Annotated in this window: 13 protein-coding genes; 4 read left to right on the top strand and 9 right to left on the bottom strand. The window is 72.1% G+C overall.

From position 1 onward, the window contains the following. Positions 1-13: 13 nt before the first annotated feature. Positions 14-3,457: a bifunctional glycosyltransferase/CDP-glycerol:glycerophosphate glycerophosphotransferase gene (locus E9998_RS00465; protein WP_136527746.1), complete on the bottom strand. Its 3,444-nt coding sequence runs from the start codon at positions 3,455-3,457 to the stop codon at positions 14-16. A gap of 102 nt (positions 3,458-3,559) precedes the next feature. Then, the gene (locus E9998_RS00460) at positions 3,560-4,255 is read right to left on the bottom strand and encodes a phosphocholine cytidylyltransferase family protein (RefSeq protein WP_136527745.1); all 696 of its coding nucleotides are present in this window, start codon (positions 4,253-4,255) and stop codon (positions 3,560-3,562) included. Between the two features lie 182 nt (positions 4,256-4,437). Between E9998_RS00460 and E9998_RS00455 the strand changes: the two genes are divergently transcribed. Then, on the top strand, positions 4,438-5,184 hold the full coding sequence (locus tag E9998_RS00455) for an IspD/TarI family cytidylyltransferase (RefSeq protein WP_204745170.1): 747 nt from the start codon (positions 4,438-4,440) through the stop codon (positions 5,182-5,184). A gap of 4 nt (positions 5,185-5,188) precedes the next feature. Here the strand turns inward: E9998_RS00455 and E9998_RS25070 are convergent, their stop codons facing one another. From E9998_RS25070 to E9998_RS00425, 6 genes are all read right to left on the bottom strand, one after another. Beyond that, a complete protein-coding gene (locus E9998_RS25070) occupies positions 5,189-6,898 on the bottom strand; it encodes a CDP-glycerol glycerophosphotransferase (RefSeq protein ID WP_158299649.1) in 1,710 nt (569 codons plus the stop codon). 123 nt (positions 6,899-7,021) lie between these two features. Next, positions 7,022-8,191 carry a glycosyltransferase gene (locus E9998_RS00445; RefSeq protein WP_136527744.1) on the bottom strand — a complete coding sequence of 390 codons (1,170 nt, stop codon included), beginning with the start codon at positions 8,189-8,191 and terminating at the stop codon, positions 7,022-7,024. Between the two features lie 171 nt (positions 8,192-8,362). Further along, positions 8,363-11,113: a type I DNA topoisomerase gene (gene topA, locus E9998_RS00440; RefSeq protein ID WP_136527743.1), complete on the bottom strand. Its 2,751-nt coding sequence runs from the start codon at positions 11,111-11,113 to the stop codon at positions 8,363-8,365. Positions 11,114-11,232: 119 nt separating this feature from the next. After that, the gene (locus E9998_RS00435) at positions 11,233-13,566 is read right to left on the bottom strand and encodes a sodium-translocating pyrophosphatase (RefSeq protein ID WP_136527742.1); all 2,334 of its coding nucleotides are present in this window, start codon (positions 13,564-13,566) and stop codon (positions 11,233-11,235) included. Between the two features lie 219 nt (positions 13,567-13,785). After that, the gene (locus E9998_RS00430) at positions 13,786-14,259 is read right to left on the bottom strand and encodes an ATP-binding protein (RefSeq protein ID WP_158299648.1); all 474 of its coding nucleotides are present in this window, start codon (positions 14,257-14,259) and stop codon (positions 13,786-13,788) included. 41 nt (positions 14,260-14,300) lie between these two features. Then, positions 14,301-14,660: an STAS domain-containing protein gene (locus tag E9998_RS00425; RefSeq protein WP_240037441.1), complete on the bottom strand. Its 360-nt coding sequence runs from the start codon at positions 14,658-14,660 to the stop codon at positions 14,301-14,303. 179 nt (positions 14,661-14,839) lie between these two features. On the opposite strand from E9998_RS00425, the gene E9998_RS00420 reads away from it, so the two are divergent. Further along, positions 14,840-17,185, top strand: coding sequence for a DEAD/DEAH box helicase (locus E9998_RS00420; protein ID WP_204745169.1), 2,346 nt, complete (start codon positions 14,840-14,842; stop codon positions 17,183-17,185). A 40-nt stretch (positions 17,186-17,225) separates the two neighbouring features. On the opposite strand, the gene E9998_RS00415 is transcribed toward E9998_RS00420, so the two are convergent. Beyond that, a complete protein-coding gene (locus E9998_RS00415; protein WP_136527740.1) occupies positions 17,226-17,816 on the bottom strand; it encodes a heme-binding beta-barrel domain-containing protein in 591 nt (196 codons plus the stop codon). 151 nt (positions 17,817-17,967) lie between these two features. Here E9998_RS00415 and E9998_RS00410 point away from each other — a divergent pair, with 151 nt between their 5' ends. Together E9998_RS00410 and E9998_RS00405 are read left to right on the top strand one after the other, a co-directional pair. Next, positions 17,968-18,753 (top strand): HAD-IIA family hydrolase, encoded by a 786-nt coding sequence (locus E9998_RS00410; RefSeq protein ID WP_136527739.1) that lies wholly within the window; start codon positions 17,968-17,970, stop codon positions 18,751-18,753. Positions 18,754-18,792: 39 nt separating this feature from the next. After that, positions 18,793-19,176, top strand: a complete 384-nt coding sequence (locus E9998_RS00405) for a DUF3263 domain-containing protein (RefSeq protein WP_136527738.1) — start codon at positions 18,793-18,795, stop codon at positions 19,174-19,176. Positions 19,177-19,258: the final 82 nt, after the last annotated feature.

Below are 19,258 nucleotides of genomic sequence, written 5' to 3'. Positions count from 1 at the left end.
AGGAGGGGGTACTTCATTCGCCGAACACCCGGTCGATGAGGCGGTCCGCCGCGTGGCCGTCCTCGGGTCCGCAGAAGCGGCGGCGGAACTCGCCGTACCGCTCAGTGTGCGCCTCGGCCACCGCCGGGAGGTCCTTGAGGGCCGCGACGGTGTCCTCGGTGGTGCGGAGGATGGGTCCGGGGACGGTGCTTTCGAAGTCGAAGTAGAAGCCGCGCAGGTTGTCGCGGTAGTCGTCGAGGTCGTAGGCGTAGAACAGCATCGGGCGGCCGGTGTTGGCGAAGTCGAACATCAGTGAGGAGTAGTCGGTGATGAGCGCGTCGCTGACGGCGAGGAGCTCGGCCACGTCGGGGTACATCGAGACGTCCCAGACGAAGCCCTCGCCGGCCCCGGGCACGGGGTCGACGATGTTCGGGTGGCGGCGCACGAGCATCACGTACTCGTCGCCGAGGGCGCGCTTGGCCGCGTCGAAGTCGAACGGCGAGGTGAACTTGTACCGGCCGCGGCCGTAGAACTCGTTGTCGCGCCAGGTCGGCGCGTACAGCACGAGCTTCTTGTCCGCGGGCAGGCCGAGGAGCTTCACCAGGCGCGCGCGCAGCGCCTCGGTGTCGCCTTGGTAGAACACGTCGTTGCGCGGGTAGCCGGTCTCCAGGACCGGGCCCTCGTACCGGAACGCCTTCGGGAGCTGCTCGGTGCAGAACTCGTTGGGCGAGACCAGGTACGACCAGTTCGGGATCTCCAGCGCGATCTTCTTCAGGTAGTCCGGGTCGGCCGTCTTGAGGTCGGGGACGTCGAAGGCGATCTTCTTGAGCGGCGTACCGTGCCAGGTCTGGACCACGATCTGGCCCTCGCGTCGCTGGAACCAGTTCGGCAGGTGCGTGTTCGTGACGATGTACTTCGAGGTCGCCAGCGCCTCGTACCAGGCCCGCGAGCCGTAGGTGACGCCGGTGGCCGGGGCCGGGACCTCGAACTGGCGGTTCTGGACCGACCAGTAGTGCTCCAGGGGGGCCTCGCGCTCGACGAGCCGCTCGTAGACCGCGCGCGGGGAGTCGGAGTACTGGCGCCCGTAGAAGCAGTCGTAGAAGACCGCCTCGCGCAGGGGCCGCTGGCGGCGCAGCTGCGGGTAGAAGAAGCGCTGGAGCCACTCGGGTCCGGCCGGGGCCTGCTCGGAGGCCTCCACGAACGGGCCGGTGCGGATGAAGCCCTGGTCGATGCCGTGGCGGCAGGCGGTGATGTCGCGTCCGTCCACGGTGGCCTTGATCGGCAGCCGCGCCTCGGCCTGGGAGACCAGGGCGAGGTTGGTGGTCCGCTTGTCGCCGTTGGCGTCGCGCGTCTCCAGCAGCAGGTCCCAGACGCCGGGGATGAGCGCGACGGTCCCGGCCAGGGAGGTCACGGCGTTCGCCGCGAGCTCGCCCGACCAGCCCTGGCCGTCGGCCTCGACCTCGAACGGGTGCTGCTCCTGCTGGCCGCGCAGCTGGAGCACGATCCGGTCCTCGGGGGCGAGCGCGCCCTCGCCGGTGAGGACGACGGTGCCGCCGTCGGTCAGGCGCAGGTCGGTGACGAACGGCAGCGGCGGGCGGCCGGACAGGCGCACGTAGCGCGTGGGGGTGACGTCGACGGCGAGGGTCGCGTCCCGCAGGGTGGTGTGCGCGCCGGTGACGTCGTTGCCGACGAGGAGTTCGCGGCGCTGCTCGTCGTAGTTGAGCTCGATGTACATGCGGTCGGTGATGCCGCCGATGGGGGCGATGGCGACGCCGCCGAAGGCGTCCAGGAGGTCGCGGGCGGCGACGACGGCCCGGAAGGAGCGCGAGTCGCCTTCGCCGTCGAGGTCGACCTCGACGCTGTGGGCGGGGTTGCCGCGGGTGCGCCCGAAGGTCAGGGCGCCCTTGGCGGCGGCGACCTTGTCGTGGATCTCGCCGCGCAGCACCAGGTCGGTGCCTTCGAAGTCGCAGCCGAGGAGGACCACGGTGGGCCGGTCGATCTTGACGATGAGGCGCCCGCCGCTGAGGACGGGGACCATCCGGAACCGGTCGTCGAGCCAGCGCGGCTCCAGTTCGAGCGTGCCCAGTCCCGAGCCGGCGGCCATGCCGCCCTTGTGGACGCCGAGCTGGTCGACGACGCCGAGGGCGACGTGCCAGACGCCCTCCTCCCAGCGGCCGTCCTGCTGGAGCTTGGCCGGGTCGAGGAGCGCCTCGAACTCGGTGGAGACGACGTGGCGGTCGCTCTTGCCGTCGAGGCGCTTGGGGCGCACGCGGGCGGTGGTGGTGGACGGCAGCATCTGGAACGCGCGGTTCTTGGAGTTGCGCAGCCACATGACGCGCCGTGAGGGGTTCCAGGTCGCCGGGTGGGCCGGGGAGGTCGGGGCGACCGAGCCGCGGATGGCGAGGCGTCCGTCCTCCCAGACGACGGCGTGGAGGTTCGCGCGGACCGGCAGTTCGGTGATCTTGCGCAGGAGGCTGCGCGGGGAGGGGATCTTGGAGGCCGAAATGGGGGCGTCGAGGCCGGTGAGGAGCTCGTCGACGGAGCCGTCGCGCAGGATGCGGCAGGAGATGCGCAGGTGGCGCGGGAGCTTGCGGATGACCTCTTCGCTGACGGTCCCCAGGTAGGCCTTGGCGTCCTCGCCGAAGGCGCGCTGCACGTCGGGCTCGGCCTGCGAGATCGACTTGAGGATGAGCTTGAGGTGGTGGCGGATCGCCATGTCGTCGTAGCCGTCTTTGAGCTCGCGCTCGCCCTGGCGCTCGAAGAAGTCCGAGACCATGCGGGTGGTGGCGATGCGGTCGGCGATGTTCTTGCCGTCGGTGGTGCGCTGGGTGATCGACGGGGCGCCGCCCTCGCGGACGCGCCAGTAGTAGATCGAGGTCTCCAGGACGTCGATGGAGTCGGCGAGCGCGTAGGCGGGGATGGTCGCGGGGGCGTCCTCGAAGAGCACGCCGGCGGGGAAGCGGAGCTCGTTGGCCTCCCAGAAGTCGCGCCGGTAGACCTTGTTCCACGCGGTCATGTCGCGCAGCAGGGCCGGGTGCTGCTTCAGCGTGGTGCGCAGTTTCGTGGCGGCGAAGGCCTTGCCGTGCATGGGCGAGGAGCTGGCGCCGGTGGACTTGATGCGGCGGACGTTGCCCGCGCCGATCTGGGAGCCGGTGCGCTCCATGGTGTCGACGATGAGCTTGTAGGCGAAGTGCGGGATGACGTCGTCGGAGTCGACGAACGCGAGGTACTTCCCGGTGGCGGCCTCCGCGCCGGTGTTGCGGGCGTGGCCGAGGCCGCCGTTCTCCTGGACGACGAGCTTGAAGCGGGGGTCGTTCGCGGCGAAGCGCTTCGCGATCTCGATGCTGGCGTCGGGCGACCCGTCGTCGACCATGATCACTTCGAGGTCGCGCAGGCTCTGGTCGGCCAGGGACTGGAGCGCCTCTTCGAAGTAGGCCTCGACGTTGTAGTACGGAATCACGACTGACAGTTGGACCATTACGCCTCGCTCTATGCTCGCCCGACCGGGTCGCGGTCTCGGGCCCCCTGGGAACCGGCGGATCGCGGTGCTCGCTCCGGCGCGCGCACCGTCCGCCGCGCGCTACTTGAAGGTCTCGTTCACCTTGTCGAGGTCGCCCCCGAAGTCGATCTCGATGACGTTGTGCTGCGAGATGTCGACGGCCTCGAACTTGAGGCCGTCCTTCGCGATGGCGAGTTCGATGCCGCCCTCGAAGTACTCCTGGTCGTCGACCTCCGCGAGCCGCTTGGCGACGACCGCGCGGTCGTCGGCGGAGACGTAGTTGATGCCGACGGCCTCGCCGAGGGCGCCGTCGCTGACCCGCTTCGAGAGCTGGTTGATGTAGCCGTCGGCGCCGAGGGTGTACTTGACCTCCTCGTCGGAGACCTTCGCGGTGTTGACGCTGACGAAGGACCGGTCCATGGCGATGTGCGGCAGCAGCACGTCGAGGACCTGGGGGTCGAAGACGACGTCGCCGTTGAGCCACAGCACGCCCCCCGGTCCGAGGATCGTGAAGGCCTTGAGCAGGCTCTTCGAGGTGTTCGTGTCCCCGTACGCCTGGTTGTAGATGAAACCGACGTCGGGCACCTCCTCCATGATCATCTCTTTCTTGAATCCCACCACCAGGTGGATCGAGTGGCGCGAGAACCGCGAGGTCAGCAGCCGCAGCGAGCGGCCGAGGATCGTCTCGCCGGTGTTCAGCGGCGTCAGCGGCTTGGGATGCGGACGACCCAGTCGAGAACCGACCCCGGCCGCCAAGATGACAATATTCGTGGACACAGAGAATTCCTCAAATGATCGCGAGCGAGTCCGGTGCAGTTTACCGGGCGTCCGCCTGGAGGCCGCATTGCCCGACCTCCGGGTATGAGGTGCGCGGCGGTCCCCGCGCCGCCCGGTTCGGGGCGCCCGAGCCGGTATCGTAGCCTCGCAGTCCCCAGCCGCAGCGAACCACCGGAGCCGACGTGCCAGAGCCGACCGGGGCCACCGGGCCCGCACCGACGATCGCCGCGGTGCTGGCGGGCGGCAGCGGGCGGCGCATGGGCGCGGCGGTGCCGAAGCAGTTCATCGAGGTCGCCGGGAAGCCGGTGCTCCGGTGGACCCTGGAGGCCTTCGAGGCCGAGGCGTCGGTGGACGAGGTCGTCGTGGTCGTCGGCGAGGGCCAGGAGGGGCGCGTCCGGGAGCTGGCCGCCGAGGCGGGCCTGGGGAAGGTCGCCGCGGTGGTCCGCGGCGGCGCGACCCGTTCGGACTCCTCGACCGCGGCCGTCGGCTGGGCCTGGGGTCGCACCGGCGGCGACCGGGACTGCAAGCTGCTCATCCACGACGGCGCCCGGATGCTCGTGCCCGCGAAGGTCATCGCCGCCGTGGCCGCGGCCCTGGAAGGGCACGGCGCGGCCGCCGCCGCGGTGCCCTCGGCCGACACGGTCGTCGCCGTCCGCGACGGGGACGGCGGGACCGTCCTGGAGCGGGCGCTGGAGCGCGACCGGCTGCGGCGGGTGCAGACCCCGCAGGGCTTCCGGCTCGGCCTGATCCGCGACGCGTACGCCGCCGCGGCGGCAGACCCGGGCTTCACGGCCACCGACGACTGCTCGGTGGTGCTGCGGTACCTGCCGGACGTCCCGGTCCTCCTCGTCCCCGGGGACGAGCGGAACCTCAAGGTCACCGGCCCGGCCGACCTCGCGGTCGCCGCGGCCCTGCTCGACCTGCCCTGAGGCCTCAGCGGCGCGCGAGCGCCTCGGGTGCGCGCTCGCGCGCGTGCGACCACACGGGCCGGTACGTCGACCGCACCGCCTGCCGGAAGACCTCCACGAGGTCGCCGGGGGCGAGGTCCCCCAGGTAGTACTCGCGGACCTCGGCGCGGACCGGCGCGAGCGAGTCGGCGCCGAGCAGCTCGTCGAGCACCGCCTCCAGGTTCCCGGCGTCGGCGTCGACGCGGTAGGCGGCGCGTGCGAGCGGGAACTGCGCGGCGTAGGCGTCGCCGAGGCCCCGCGGGTCGGTCATCGCCAGGGGCCGGCCGCCGTAGAGCCAGTCGGAGGCGGTGCCGCTGACGTCGCACACGGCCGCGTCGGCGGCGTTGACGCAGTCGGTGAGCGTCGCCTCCTTCTCCGCGCGGGCGCCCCACCAGTGGTCGCGCCCGGTCGCTGCGGCGTCGGCGGCCAGCAGCGCCCTGATCTCCTCGGCGAAGGCCCGGTAGGCGCGGTTCCCGGCCGTGTAGGGGTGGGCGCGGAAGACGACGCGCGCGCCGCGCCCGAGCAGGCCCTCGACGATCCGGCGGCCCGCCGCGAGCGAGGAGTAGTCGACGTCGCTGGTCAGGCCCGCCCACGTGGGGGCGTACAGGACCGTCGGCGGCTCGCCCGGCGCCCTGTCGCGGGGGCCGACGCGGATCTCGTGCAGTTGCGGGCGCCCGATCCGCCGGAACTTGTAGGAGGGGATGTCGACGCCGTGCGCGCGGTACCGGTCGACCCCGGCCTGGCCGGCGACGAAGACCCGGTCGTACATGAGCGAGACCTGGCTGCGGCTGATCGGCTTGTCGGAGTCGCCGTGCATGAGCTGCACGTGCCGGTAGCCGTCGAGCTTGACCAGCTGCGCGTTCTTGACCGCGTGGTTGACGTAGAAGCACGCGCCGACGCTCTCGGGCAGGAGCCGGTCGAGGACGGACTGGGCCGGGACGCGCACGATCGGCGCGTCGGTCTCGGCCGCGACGCCGCCGACGAGGTGGCGTTCGCGCACGATGATGAGGTACGGGTCGCCGACCGCCGCGAAGTAGGGCAGCCACATGCGCAGCTGGTACTCCGAGTGGCGCGTCCCGGCGAAGTGCACCACGAACTTCGGGCGCACGGCCGCGACCGCCGCGGCGACGGCGGCGTCGACCGGGTGCGGGTCGGTGCGCAGGCGCCACTGGCCCGCGGCGGCGACCGCCCCGGCCCAGCCGAGGACGGCGACCGCGAGCGCGAGGAAGAGCGGGTCGGTGGCGGCGGCGACCGGCGCGGGAGCGGCGGCGGCGAGCGGGAAGGCGACCGACAGGGCGTTGACGAGCGCCCCGACCGTGGCGGGGGCGGCGAGGCGCCGCGTCCGCGAGCGGTGGACCTCCAGGTTGACCGTGTCGAGGCGGCCGATCCCCACGGCCCTGGCCGCGAGGTCGGCGCAGGCGAGGTGGCAGGCCAGGAGCGCGCCGGCGGCGAGCAGCGGCCACCGCTCGGTCCCGCCGGAGGCCCAGACCGCGATGAGGACGGCGAGGGCCGCGAGGACCCGGGGCACGCGCAGCGCGGCGATGCTCCCGGGGTGGCGGCGGGCGACGGCCGCGAAGACGGCGAGGGCGAGCGCGTAGGCCGCCCAGGCCGCGCCGGGCAGGGCCACCGCCGCCGCGACGGCCGCGGCGGCGAGCGCGGTCAGGCGGATGGTCTCGGATCTGAGCAGTCGTCTCACTGGTCATGCCTTCACTGGTGGGCGCGCCGACCGGGCGGTGCGCCGGCGGAAGCGTGCCCCCGCACCTCCATGGTGCGGGCCGTACGCGCGCGGGTCTCGGATACGGGCGGATCGCACCGGCGGTCAGGGCCGCCGGTCGGCGAGGAGCCGTTCGAAGAGGCGCTCGTGGAGGGCCACGACCCGGTAGGGCTCGAAGGTCCGGGCGGTGGCCCGGCCGCCGTCGGCGAGCTTGCGGCGCAGCTGCGCGTCGTCCATGAGCCGCGCGAGCGCCTCGGCGAGCCGCTCGGCGTTCTTGGGTTCCACGAGCAGGCCGTTGACCTCGTGGTCGACCAGTTCGATCGGCCCCTGCTTGACGGCGGTGGCGACGACGGGCACTCCGGCGGCCATGGCCTCCACGAGGATGAGCCCGAAGGACTCGTAGTGGGAGGTGACGGCGGCGATCGAGGCCTCCTGCCAGACCGGGTCGAGCGGGGAGACCGGGCCCATGAGCTTGATCCGGCCGCGCAGGCCGTACTCGCCGATGAGCCGGTGGAGGCGCTTCTTCTCGGGGCCGCGCCCGTAGACGCGCACGCTCCAGTCGGGGTAGCGGTGGGCGATCTCGCCGAAGGCCTCCACGAGGAGGTCGAAGCCCTTCATGCTCGTCAGGCGCCCGGCGGACATGATGACGGGGGCGGTGAGCGGGGAGGGCCCGACGGTGTTGGCGGGCACGGAGTTCGGGATGACCTCGACGATCCCGGCGCGGTCGCGCAGGGCCTCGCGGTAGGCGCGGGCGTCGGCCTCGGTGATGACGACGAGGGCGTCGAAGCGGTCGCAGGCGGCGAGGAGGCGGCTGCGCACGGCGGGCCGGTAGTTGTCAAGGAAGAGGTGCTCCTGGGCGACGACCACGGTGTCGGGGCGGGCGTACGCGGCGGCGTACAGGTTGAGCGAGGCCTGCGTGGTGACCAGGATATCGGTGTCGACCTCCTGGAAGAACCGCTTGACGCGGCGGTCGAGCAGGCGCGAGGACTCCTTCATGTTGTTGACGTTGTCGGCGTCGAGGAAGGAGGGCCGCCGGGCCCGGTAGGCGTCGAGCGGCGACAGGGCCTCGCCGCCGTCGGCGGGCGCCCGGACGTCCCACAGGCTCCGGACGGCGATCCGCGGGTCGATGTCGAAGTCCGGGGCCGCCTTGTTGCGGACGCAGGACGCGATCGCGACGTCGTGGCCGCGCTCGGCCAGCGCCTCCGCGGTGTTCACGGTGGTCCTGATGGTCCCGCCGATGCCCCAGACGGTGCGGACGAGGAAGGTGATGCGCACGGTGCCGCTTCCATTCTCGCGGTGGCGGCCCTCTCGCCGCCCGAACCGCGCCCCGCTCGCGCCGCACCGGGGGCGGGCGGCGGCGCCGGCGCATGGCCGGGCGTCGGGGCGCTGCGGCCACCATAAGCGCCGCGGGGCCCGATCCGCGGCAGGCCACGCGCGCCCGTCCGGCTACGAAGCGGTCTTCTTCGCGGCCTTCTTCGCCGCGGCCTTCTTGACCGTCGTCGTCTTCGCGGCGGTCTTCTTGGCCGCGGCCTTCTTCGCCGTCTTCTTCGCGGCGGTCTTCTTCGCGGTCTTCTTCGCGGCCTTCTTGACCGGGAGCGTGCCGGAGGCGACCTTCTCGCGCCGCTCGGCGAGGAGCTCGGCGGCGCGGTCGATGGTGAGGTCCTCGATCGAGTCGGTCTTGCGGATCGAGGCGTTCGTCTCGCCGTCGGTCACGTACGGGCCGAAGCGGCCGTCCTTGAGGGAGACCTCCTTGCCGGTGACCGGGTCGGGGCCCAGCTCCTTCAGGAGGGTCTGGGCGCGCTGCTGGCGGCCGCGCGACTTCGGCTGCGCGAGGAGCTTCTCGGCCTCTTCGAGCGTGAGCGTGAACAGCTGCTCCTCGTTGTCGAGGGAGCGGAAGTCGCGGTTCTTCTTCACGTAGGGGCCGTGCGGGCCCAGGCCGGTGCGGATCTCCTCGCCGTCGGCGTCCTTGCCGACCAGGCGCGGCAGCGTCAGCAGCTTGACGGCGTCGGCGAGGGTGATCTCGGAGAGCTTCTGGCCGGTCAGCAGCGAGGAGGACTTCTCACCGGAGGTGACGTAGGGCCCGTACCTGCCGGTCTTGGCGAGCACCGGCTCGCCGGTCTCGGGGTGGGTGCCCAGCTCGCCCTCGTTCTCGGCGAGGTCGAACAGCTCCTGGCCCTTCTCGGGGGTCAGCTCGTCGGGCGCCATGTTCTCGGGCACCGACGGGCGCTTGCCGGGCGCGGTCTCGTCCCCGGGGCCGACGCGTTCGAGGTAGGGCCCGTACCGGCCGACGCGGACGACGACCTTGCGGTCCTGGTCGTCGGTGTAGATCGGGATCGAGTTGACCTCGCGGGCGTCGATCTTGCCGAGCTCGTCCTCGACCATCTGCCGCAGCCCGCCCGAGGCGGCCACAGTGCCCTCCTTGTCCTCGCCGCCGAAGTAGAACTTGCGCAGGAACTCCTCGCGGGACTCGGCCCCGGCGGCCACCTCGTCGAGCTCGTCCTCCATCCCGGCCGTGAAGTCGTAGTCGACCAGGCGCGGGAAGTGGCGCTCCAGCAGGCCGACGACCGCGAACGCCCGGAAGGCCGGCACGAGCGCCTGGCCCTTCTTGAAGACGTACTCGCGGTTCTGGATGGTCTCCATGATCGACGCGTACGTGGAGGGCCGGCCGATGCCGCGCTCTTCGAGGGCCTTGACCAGGCTCGCCTCGGTGTAGCGGGCGGGCGGCTGCGTGGTGTGCCCGGAGGCCTCCAGGCCCTTCTCGGCGAGGTGCTGGCGCTCGGCGAGCTCGGGGAGGCGCTTCTCGGCGTCGTCCGCGTCGCCCTCCTCGATCGACTCGACGTAGGCGAGCAGGAAGCCCGGGTTCGTGATGGTCTTGCCGGAGGCGCCGAAGTCGGCCTCCTCGCCGCCGGGCGTCGTCGCGCGGGCGCGCACCGACGTGGAGTTCCCGGTCGCGTCGACCATCTGCGAGGCGAGCGTGCGCCGCCAGATGAGCTCGTACAGCCGGTGCTCCTCGGCCGAGAGCTGCGCCTTGAGCTGGTTCGGGGTCTTGAAGCGGTCCCCGGCCGGGCGGATCGCCTCGTGCGCCTCCTGCGCGTTCTTGACCTTGCGCGCGTAGTGGCGCGGCTCGGCGGGCACGTACTGCGCGCCGTACAGCTCGGCGGCCTGGGCGCGCGCGGCGTTGATCGCGGTCGCCGACAGGTTCGTCGAGTCCGTCCGCATATACGTGATGTGGCCGTTCTCGTAGAGCCGCTGGGCGACCCGCATGACCTGGGCGCTGGAGAGCCGCAGCTTGCGCCCGCCCTCCTGCTGGAGGGTCGAGGTGATGAACGGCGGGTAGGGCTTGCGGCGGTACGGCTTCTTCTCGACCTTGAGGACGGTGAAGTCGCGGCCGTCGAGGCGCCGCGCGAGGCCGCGGGCGCCGGCCTCGTCGAGGTGCACGACGTTGCCCTTGACGCGGCCGGTGGCGGCGTCGAAGTCCTTGCCCGTGGCGACCCGGTCGCCGTCGAGCGCGATGAGGGTGGCCTTGAACCGCTGGTCCTCGTCAGTGGCGAGGTTCGCGGTGACGTCCCAGTAGTCGGCGGTGCGGAACGCCATGCGGGCCCGCTCGCGCTCGACCACGAGCCTGGTCGCGACCGACTGCACGCGCCCGGCCGACAGGCGCGGCATGACCTTCTTCCACAGGACCGGGCTGACCTCGTAGCCGTACAGCCGGTCGAGGATGCGCCGCCCCTCCTGGGCGTCCACCAGGTCCTGGTTGAGCTCGCGCGGGTTCGCGGCGGCCTCGGCGATCGCCGCCGGGGTGATCTCGTGGAAGACCATCCGCTTCACCGGGATCTTCGGCTTCAGCGTCTCCAGCAGGTGCCACGCGATGGCCTCGCCCTCGCGGTCCTCATCGGTGGCGAGGAACAGCTCGTCGACCTCCGCGAGATAGCCCTTGAGCTTCTTCACGTGCGCCGACCGGTCGGGGTTGACGATGTACAGCGGCGCGAAGTCGTTGTCGACGTCCACGCCCAGGCGCGACCACGCCTTGTCCTTGTACTTCGCCGGGATCTCCTTGGCGCTGCGCGGCAGGTCCCGGATGTGCCCCAGCGACGAGTCGACGATGTAGCCCGGACCGAGGTACGAGGCGATCGTCTTCGCCTTCGCCGGGGACTCGACGATGACCAGGCGCTTGAGATCGGCCACTGCTCCCACCATTCATCCGGAAAATGCACTCGATTCGTTACGGTAGCTCACGCTTCCGCACTGCGTCCCCTGAGTATGAGTGTGCCCCGGCCACCAGGACCGGGGCACACGCCAGGACTGGCCCGGATCAGTTAGCCGACTTCGACCGACTCACGCTGCTCCGGGGCGTGGGCTTCCCCCGCCTCCACCACCGAGGAACGGCGCTTGGAGACGACGATCGCGGTCACGAGGGCGGCGACGGCGAGGCCGGCGATGATCCAGCGGACGGGGCTGGAGGCCTCGTCGCCGACGCCTTCGACCGTGTAGACGACCACGGCCGGGGCGATGATGAGGCTCACCAGGTTCATGACCTTGAGGAGCGGGTTGATGGCCGGGCCCGCGGTGTCCTTGAACGGGTCGCCGACCGTGTCGCCGATGACCGCCGCGGCGTGGGCCTCGGAGCCCTTGCCGCCGTGGTTGCCGTCCTCGACGTCCTTCTTCGCGTTGTCCCAGGCGCCGCCCGAGTTCGCGAGCATCACGGCCATGAGGACGCCGCACGCGATCGCACCGGCCAGGTAGGCCGCGAGCGGGCCCACGCCGAGGCCGAAGCCGACCGCGATCGGCGCGGTGATCGCCAGCAGGCCCGGAGTGACCAGCTCGCGCTGGGCGTCGCGGGTGCAGATGTCGACCACGCGGCCGTACTCGGGCCGCTGCGTGCCCTCCATGATCCCCGGGAAGCGCGCGAACTGGTCGCGGACCTCGTTCACGACCGACCCGGCGGAGCGGGCGACGGCGTTGATCGCGAGGCCGGAGAACAGGAACACGACGCTCGCGCCGATGATGAAGCCCACGATGTTGATCGGGTCGGCGATGTTCAGCGTCTCGAACAGCGCGCCGCCCGCGAGGCCCTCGGAGGACACCGCGTCGGTGTAGGAGCCGAACAGCGCGGTCGCGGCCAGGACGGCCGTCGCGATCGCGATGCCCTTGGTGATCGCCTTCGTGGTGTTGCCGACCGCGTCGAGGTCGGTCAGCGTGCGCGCCGCGTCGCCCTCCACGTCGCCGGACATCTCCGCGACGCCCTGCGCGTTGTCGCTGATGGGCCCGAAGGTGTCCATCGCGACGATGACGCCGACCGTGGTGAGCAGGCCGCAGCCGGCCAGCGCCACCGCGAAGAGGCTCACGAGGAAGACCCCGCCGCCGAGCAGGTACGCGCCCAGGATCGCGGCGGCGATGGTCAGCGCGGTGTAGACGGCCGATTCGAGGCCGAGCGAGAAGCCCGAGAGGATGTTCGTGGCCGCGCCGGTGCGCGTCGAGGCCGAGACGGTCTTCGTGGGCTTGTAGCGCGTGTCGGTGTAGTAGCCGGTGAGCGCGAGGATCGCCGCGGCGAGCGCGATGCCGATGAGGACGGCGACGACGGCGAGGACCTGCGGGTTGACCGGGATGCTCGCGATGTCCTCGGCGGGGATCTTGCCGCCGAGGTCGCTCCACGACGAGGGGACGTACCAGAAGACGGCCGCGGCGGTGAGCGCCGCGGCGACGACCGCGGAGATGTAGAAGGCGCGGTTGATGGCCGTCAGGCCCGAGGCGTCCGAGGCGCGCATACGCGTGATGGCGACGCCGATGATGGCGCAGACGATGCCGACGGAGGCGACCAGGAGCGGCAGCACCAGGCCGGTCTCGCCGAAGGCGGCGCGGCCGAGGATGAGGCTCGCGACGAGCACGACGGCGTAGGACTCGAAGAGGTCCGCGGCCATGCCGGCGCAGTCGCCGACGTTGTCGCCCACGTTGTCGGCGATGGTCGCCGGGTTGCGCGGGTCGTCCTCGGGGATGCCCTGCTCGACCTTGCCGACGAGGTCGGCGCCGACGTCGGCGGCCTTGGTGAAGATGCCGCCGCCGACGCGCATGAACATGGCGAGGAGGGCGGCGCCGAAGCCGAAGCCCTCCAGGACCACGGGCGCGTCGCCCTTGTAGACGAGGACGACGACCGCGGCGCCGAGCAGGCCCAGGCCGACGGTGAGGAACCCGACCACGCCGCCGGTGCGGAAGGCCAGGTGCATCGCGGTGGTGGGCTTCCCGTCGCGGGCCGCGGCGGCGACGCGCACGTTGGCGCGGGTCGCCATGTTCATGCCGGCCCAGCCGATGAAGGAGCTGAACAGGGCGCCGACGATGAAGAAGACGCTGCGGCCGAGCTTGACGTCCATGCCGCCTTCGGCCGGCAGCAGGAAGAGCAGGACCACGGCGATGACGACGAAGACGCCGAGCGCCTTGAACTGGCGGCGCAGGTAGGCCGAGGCGCCCTCTTGGACGGCCCCGGAGATCTCGCGCATCTTGTCGGTGCCGGTGCCGGCGCTCAGGATGCCCTTGACGAGCGCCGCGGCGCCGCCGAGCGCGATGAGCGCCAGCACGGCCGCGAGCACGACGAGGCTGAGGTTCGCGCCTTCAAGCGCGCCTACGCCCTCGTCGCCGTTGGCGAGCAACGTATGCATGTACTTCCTCCATAGCGATGTGCGGCGCGCTGGCTCGCCGTGCCCGGGGTGACGCGCGCGTGGCGCGTGGTCGTTCGATCACCGGTGGGGGCCGAGACGGGCAGGACGGTGCGGCCGGTGCCGCGTCCGGGACGCGGCTGACATAACGAGCGGAGTGTAACGATGTGAGCGCTTTATAAGTGGGGTCGGTCACGCCTCGCGGGGAGGGTGTGCGGGGCCTCAGTGGTCGCCGGAGGAGCCGGAGCCGGGGAGTGGCCAGCTCATGCTGACGGTGGTGCCGCCGTCGGCGTCGGGACCGGTCACGACCAGGTCTTCGACCAGTCCGCCGAGGACGATGAGGGTGATCTCCTCGGAGAGGGTGTCCTCTTCGACCGCGTCGTGATCGCTCGCTCGCGCATCGCCGCCGGGCGTGCTCGCGGCGGCCTTGCCGTTCGCGCGTGCGCGCAGATCCTGCGCGTTATCGGTGATTTTCGCAACGAAACGATCACCGATCGAAAATTCTACGCGCACGAGGTCGTCGAGTCCGCGGTCGCGGTGCCGCAGGACCGCGCGCGTGCACGCTTCGCCCACCGCTTGGCGCACCTCGTCGAGGAGCCCGGTGGCGACGCCCGCGTGGGCGGCCACGTCGGCGGCCACGAGGCGGGCGGCGCGGACGTACGCGGCGGCGGGGGTGAAGGCGAACCGCACGGTCACCGGATCGGCGCGTCCTCCGGCGCGGTCGTGCCTGGACCCGTTCACTCGCCGGGCACCGCTTCCCGGACATCGAGCACCTTGTCGAGTCCGGTCAGGTCCAGGAGCTTCCTGATGCGGGGGTTCTGGCACACGACGATGAGGCTCCCGCCGGCGTCGGAGAGGCGGCGGCGGGCCCCGATGAGCACGCCCAGGCCGGTGGAGTCGCAGAACTCGGTGGGCGTCAGGTCGATCGCGACGCGCATGCGGCCCTCGGCGGAGAGCTGGCGCACGGCCTCGCGCAGCTGCGGGGCGGTGTACATGTCGATCTCGCCGGTGACGCTGATGACGGCGTACTCGCCGACAGTGGAGAGGCCGAGCCCCAGTTCGGGCTCGGCCGCGCCGTCGCCTGATGTCCCTCTCACGCCGTCTCCTCGCGCTCTTCGCGTCCGCGCCCGGTCCCGGGGGCCGCCCGGGGTCTGCGAACACTGTGTCTTGGCCCATAAGCGTACTGCGTTCCGACTGGATGCGAGTCGGGAGCGTATGACCGGATCGCGACCGCGGCACCGCCGTCCTGTCGGACTCCTGCGGCATCATTGGAGGCGTGCCCGCGCCCGCCGAACAGCTCATCGCCGCCCTCCAGTCCGAGGACGGCGGCCTGCGCCATCTGCGGCGCCTGCCGCCGCGGCGCTCGGTGCGCTGCGAATGGCCCGCGTGGGTGCCCGCCGAGGTCCGCGACGCCTTGGCCGACAACGGGATCGTGCGCCCCTGGCCGCACCAGGCCGAGGCCGCGACGCACGCCTACGAGGGCCGCGACGTGGTCGTCGCCACCGGCACCGCCTCCGGCAAGAGCCTCGCCTACCTCCTGCCGCTGCTCACCGAGGCGCTCCGCAACGACGGCGGCGAGGAGGCCGGGCGCACCCTCTACCTCGCCCCCACCAAGGCCCTCGCGGCCGACCAGGCCCGCGCGGTCGGCGAGTTCGCCGTCCCCGGCCTCGTCCCGGCCATCGTCGACGGCGACACGCCCTTCGAGCACCGCCAGTGGGCGCAGCGCTTCGCCAACCTCGTCCTGTCCAACCCCGACCTCCTCCACCACTCCCTGCTCCCCCGCCACCGCATGTGGCGGTCGCTGTTGAAGAACCTCAAGTACGTCGTCGTCGACGAGTGCCACGTCTACCGCGGCGTCTTCGGCGCCCACGTCGCCCTCACCCTGCGCCGCCTCCTGCGCCTCGCCGCCCACTACGGCGCCGCCCCGACCGTGATCGCCGCCAGCGCCACCGCCGCCGACCCGGCCGCGTCCCTGTCGGTCCTCACCGGACGCCCCGCCGTCGCCGTCACCGAGGACCACTCCCCGCACCCCGGCGCCACGGTCGCCCTGTGGGAGCCGGTCACCTACGAGATCGAGGGCGAGCCGCAGCAGGCCTCGACCCTCAGCGAGACCTCCCGGATGCTCGCCCAGCTCGTGCGCCGCGGCGTGCGCACCCTCGCGTTCGTGCCCTCCCGCAGGGGCGCCGAGATCGTCGCCGCCGAGGCGCGCTCGCGACTGGGCGCCGACCCCCGCGCCGACCGGATCGCCGCCTACCGGGCCGGCTACCTGCGCGAGCACCGCCGCGAGCTCGAATCGGACCTGCGGGACGGGAAGCTCCTGGGCGTCGCGACGACGAACGCGCTCGAACTGGGCATCGACGTGACGGGCCTCGACGCGGTCCTGCTGTGCGGCTACCCGGGCCGCCTCGCCTCGTTCTGGCAGCAGATCGGGCGGGCCGGGCGCGGCGACACCGAGGCGCTCGCAGTGATGCTCGCGAAGGACGACCCGCTCGACACGTACCTGGTGCACCACCCCGAAGCGATCTTCGACCGGCCGGTGGAGTCGAGCGTGTGCGACCCCTCGAACCCGTACGTCCTGGCCGGGCACCTGTGCCTGGCGGCCGAGGAGCTGCCGCTGCGCGAGGCCGACCTCGACGCGATCCCCGGCAGCCGCGCGGTGGCCGAGCAGCTGTGCGAGCAGAAGATGCTGCGCCGCCGCCCCGGCGGGCGCTACTACTGGATCGGGTCGGAGCGGCCCGAGGTGTCGCTGCGCGGCTCGGGGCCGATGGGCGTCGACATCGCCGAGACGAGCACCGGGCGGCTCATCGGCACCGTGGACGCGGCGGCCTCGCACCGCCTCGTGCACCGGGGCGCGCTGTACCTGCACCAGGGCGAGTCGTTCATCGTCGACGAGCTCGACCTGGACGACGGCGTGGCGCTCGTCCACGCCGCGAAGCCGCCGTGGACGACCACGACGCAGGAGATCACGCACCTGGAGATCCTCGGCGAGCGCGAGCGCCTGGAGATGGGGCCCGCGACGCTGTGCCTCGGCGAGGTCGAGGTGACGTCGAACGTCATCTCCTACCAGCGCCGCCGCCTCCCCTCGGGCGAGGTCATCGACACCCAGCCGTTGGACCTGCCGCCGCAGGTGCTGCGCACCGTGGCCGTGTGGTGGACGGTCGATCCCGAAGCGCTGGAAGGCGTCCCGGACCTGCCGGGCTCGCTCCACGCGGCCGAGCACGCCTCGATCGGCCTGCTGCCGCTCATCGCGACCTGCGACCGCTGGGACATCGGCGGCCTGTCGACGGCCGCGCACATGGACACCGAGCTGCCGACGGTCTTCGTCTACGACGGCCATCCCGGCGGCGCCGGCTTCGCCGAACAGGCCTTCCGCAAATGGCAGGACTGGCTCGGCGCGACCCGCGGCGCCATCGCCGGCTGCACCTGCCGCCACGGCTGCCCCAGCTGCATCCAGAGCCCCAAGTGCGGCAACGGCAACGAGCCCCTCCACAAACGCGGCGCCCTCGCCCTCCTCGACCGCCTCCTCGAAGCCGGCCGCGGCCCGGTCACCACCACGGTCACCGCCCCGCCCGCCACCGAGGAGCAGAAAAAAGAGGAAGACCTCTGGCCCGGCGACTTCTGACCAGGGTCAGCCGGCGACTCGGGTCAGCCGGCGACTCGAGTCAGCCAACGACTCTGGTGAGGCTGGCGCTGAGGTGGGGGGTCATGGGGTTGCCTTCGGCGGCCATCTCCTGGGCGTACATGAGGGCGCCGTCGACGAGGCCGTAGAGGCGCTTGCCGGCGGTGACCTCCTTGGCCTGGGGGCTGCGGACGACGGCGTCGGTGGCGATCTCGATGCGGGTGCCGTCGACGTGGCCGTAGTAGAGGTCGAGGATGCCGGTGGGGTGGGCGAGGAGGACCTCGACCTCGGGGCGGCGGGGGTCCTCGCCCCTGACGACGCGCCACCAGCCGGTCTCCTGGGCGGCGGGGCGCACGGCCTTGCCGTCGGCGTCGATGATCCACGAGCGGGCCCGGTAGCGCAGGAACGGGCGGCCGTCGTGGAGGAACGCGACCTCCTGGGCGTACAGGAAGTCCTCGGCGCCCGGGTAGCCGCCCTGGCCGCGGCCCCTCCAGCGCCCGACGAGCGGCAGCAGCGGCAGCAGGTCGTCGTGCAGGTTCGGACCGCGGCGCAGGTCGTCGGTCTCCTCGAAGGGGTAGGGCTCGACCTTGTCGAAGGTCGAGGCGAACTGTTCCGGTACGTCGCGCTCGCTCATTTGTTCCTCGCGGTTCGGATGGTCCAGTAGCCGAGTGCGCCCGCCATGGCGCCTGCGGCGATGACGAGCACGGCCGTCAATGCCGTCTCCACGGCCACCACTTTACGTCCGCTCCTCGTCGTTTTCCCGATGCGATGGCAAGATGTTGTTCATGACTACACCTGGACCCTTCGACAACTGGCTCTCGGACATGGACGGCGTGCTCGTCCACGAGGGCGTGCCCGTCCCGGGCGCCAACAAGCTCATCGAGAAGTTGCAGTCGGCGGGGAAGGGATTCCTCGTGCTCACCAACAACTCCATCTACACGCCCCGCGACCTCCATGCGCGCCTGAAGAACTCGGGGCTGGACGTCCCGGCCGAGAACATCTACACCTCGGCGATGGCGACCGCGGACTTCCTGCACTCCCAGCGCCCCAAGGGCTCGGCGTACGTCATCGGCGAGTCGGGCCTGACGACGGCGCTGCACGAGATCGGGTACGTCCTCACCGACTACCGCCCCGACTACGTGGTCCTCGGCGAGACCCGCCGCTACGACTTCGGCGCGCTCACCACGGCGGTGCGACTCATCAAGGCCGGGGCCCGGTTCATCTGCACGAACCCGGACACGACCGGCCCGTCCCTGGAGGGCATCCTCCCGGCCTGCGGCGCGTTTGCGGCGATGATCACGGCGGCCACGGGCGCCGACCCGTACTTCGTCGGCAAGCCGAACCCGCTGATGATGCGCAACGCCTTGCGGCGCATAGGGGCCCACTCGGAGTCGACGGTGATGATCGGCGACCGCATGGACACCGACGTGCTCTCGGGGCTCGAAGCGGGCCTGGAGACGGTCCTCGTTCTGTCGGGGGTCACTGACACCATGGAGACGGTCGAGCGGTACCCGTTCCGGCCGAACCACGTCAAGGACTCGGTCGCGGACCTCATCGACTGGATCGAGTAGCAGCGGCGACCACCCGCAGCCGCGAGTAAGGAGCACCCCATGCCTCCCGGACAACGCCCCGCCGGACCGACGCCGCGCACGCACCGGGAGGACGAGCACCCGGCCGCGCCCCGCCCCGGGCGCGCGCCCTCGGAGGCCTCCCGTCCCGGACGGGAGGCGCCGCCCCAGCAGCCGCGCACCCGCGCCAGGGAGCCGGAGGACAAGCTCTCGGCGATGGAGTCGCGCGTCCTCGCGTTCGAGGCCCGCTGGTGGCGGGCGCCGGGCGCGAAGACCCAGGCGATCAGCGACGAGCTCGAGCTCACCCCCGAGCGGTACTACCAGCACCTCGCCCGCCTCATCGACCACCCCGAGGCCGCCGCCCAGCAGCCCGCGGTCGTGCGGCGCCTGCGCGCCGCCCGCGACGAGCGGCGCGCGGCCCGCTAGGGACCTCGGCGGGCGCGGCGGCGCTGCACGACCGCCGCTTTGGTGCCGACCCGTTGCGGCGCTGGACGAGGGCCCCGCCGTG

The organism is Glycomyces paridis (assembly GCF_004912155.1).
Lineage (GTDB): Bacteria > Actinomycetota > Actinomycetes > Mycobacteriales > Micromonosporaceae > Glycomyces > Glycomyces paridis.
The sequence above is the reverse complement of the archived record's forward strand: the minus strand, read 5'-3'. Positions and strand labels throughout refer to the sequence as shown.

Bases quoted from the DNA above. Each gene is read 5' to 3' on its own strand.
- E9998_RS00465 (WP_136527746.1), bottom strand. From the start codon at position 3,457: ATGGTCCAACTGTCAGTCGTGATTCCGTACTACAACGTCGAGGCCTAC.
- topA (WP_136527743.1), bottom strand. From the start codon at position 11,113: ATGGTGGGAGCAGTGGCCGATCTCAAGCGCCTGGTCATCGTCGAGTCC.
- E9998_RS00435 (WP_136527742.1), bottom strand. From the start codon at position 13,566: ATGCATACGTTGCTCGCCAACGGCGACGAGGGCGTAGGCGCGCTTGAA.
- E9998_RS00415 (WP_136527740.1), bottom strand. From the start codon at position 17,816: ATGAGCGAGCGCGACGTACCGGAACAGTTCGCCTCGACCTTCGACAAG.
- E9998_RS00410 (WP_136527739.1), top strand. From the start codon at position 17,968: ATGACTACACCTGGACCCTTCGACAACTGGCTCTCGGACATGGACGGC.
- E9998_RS00405 (WP_136527738.1), top strand. From the start codon at position 18,793: ATGCCTCCCGGACAACGCCCCGCCGGACCGACGCCGCGCACGCACCGG.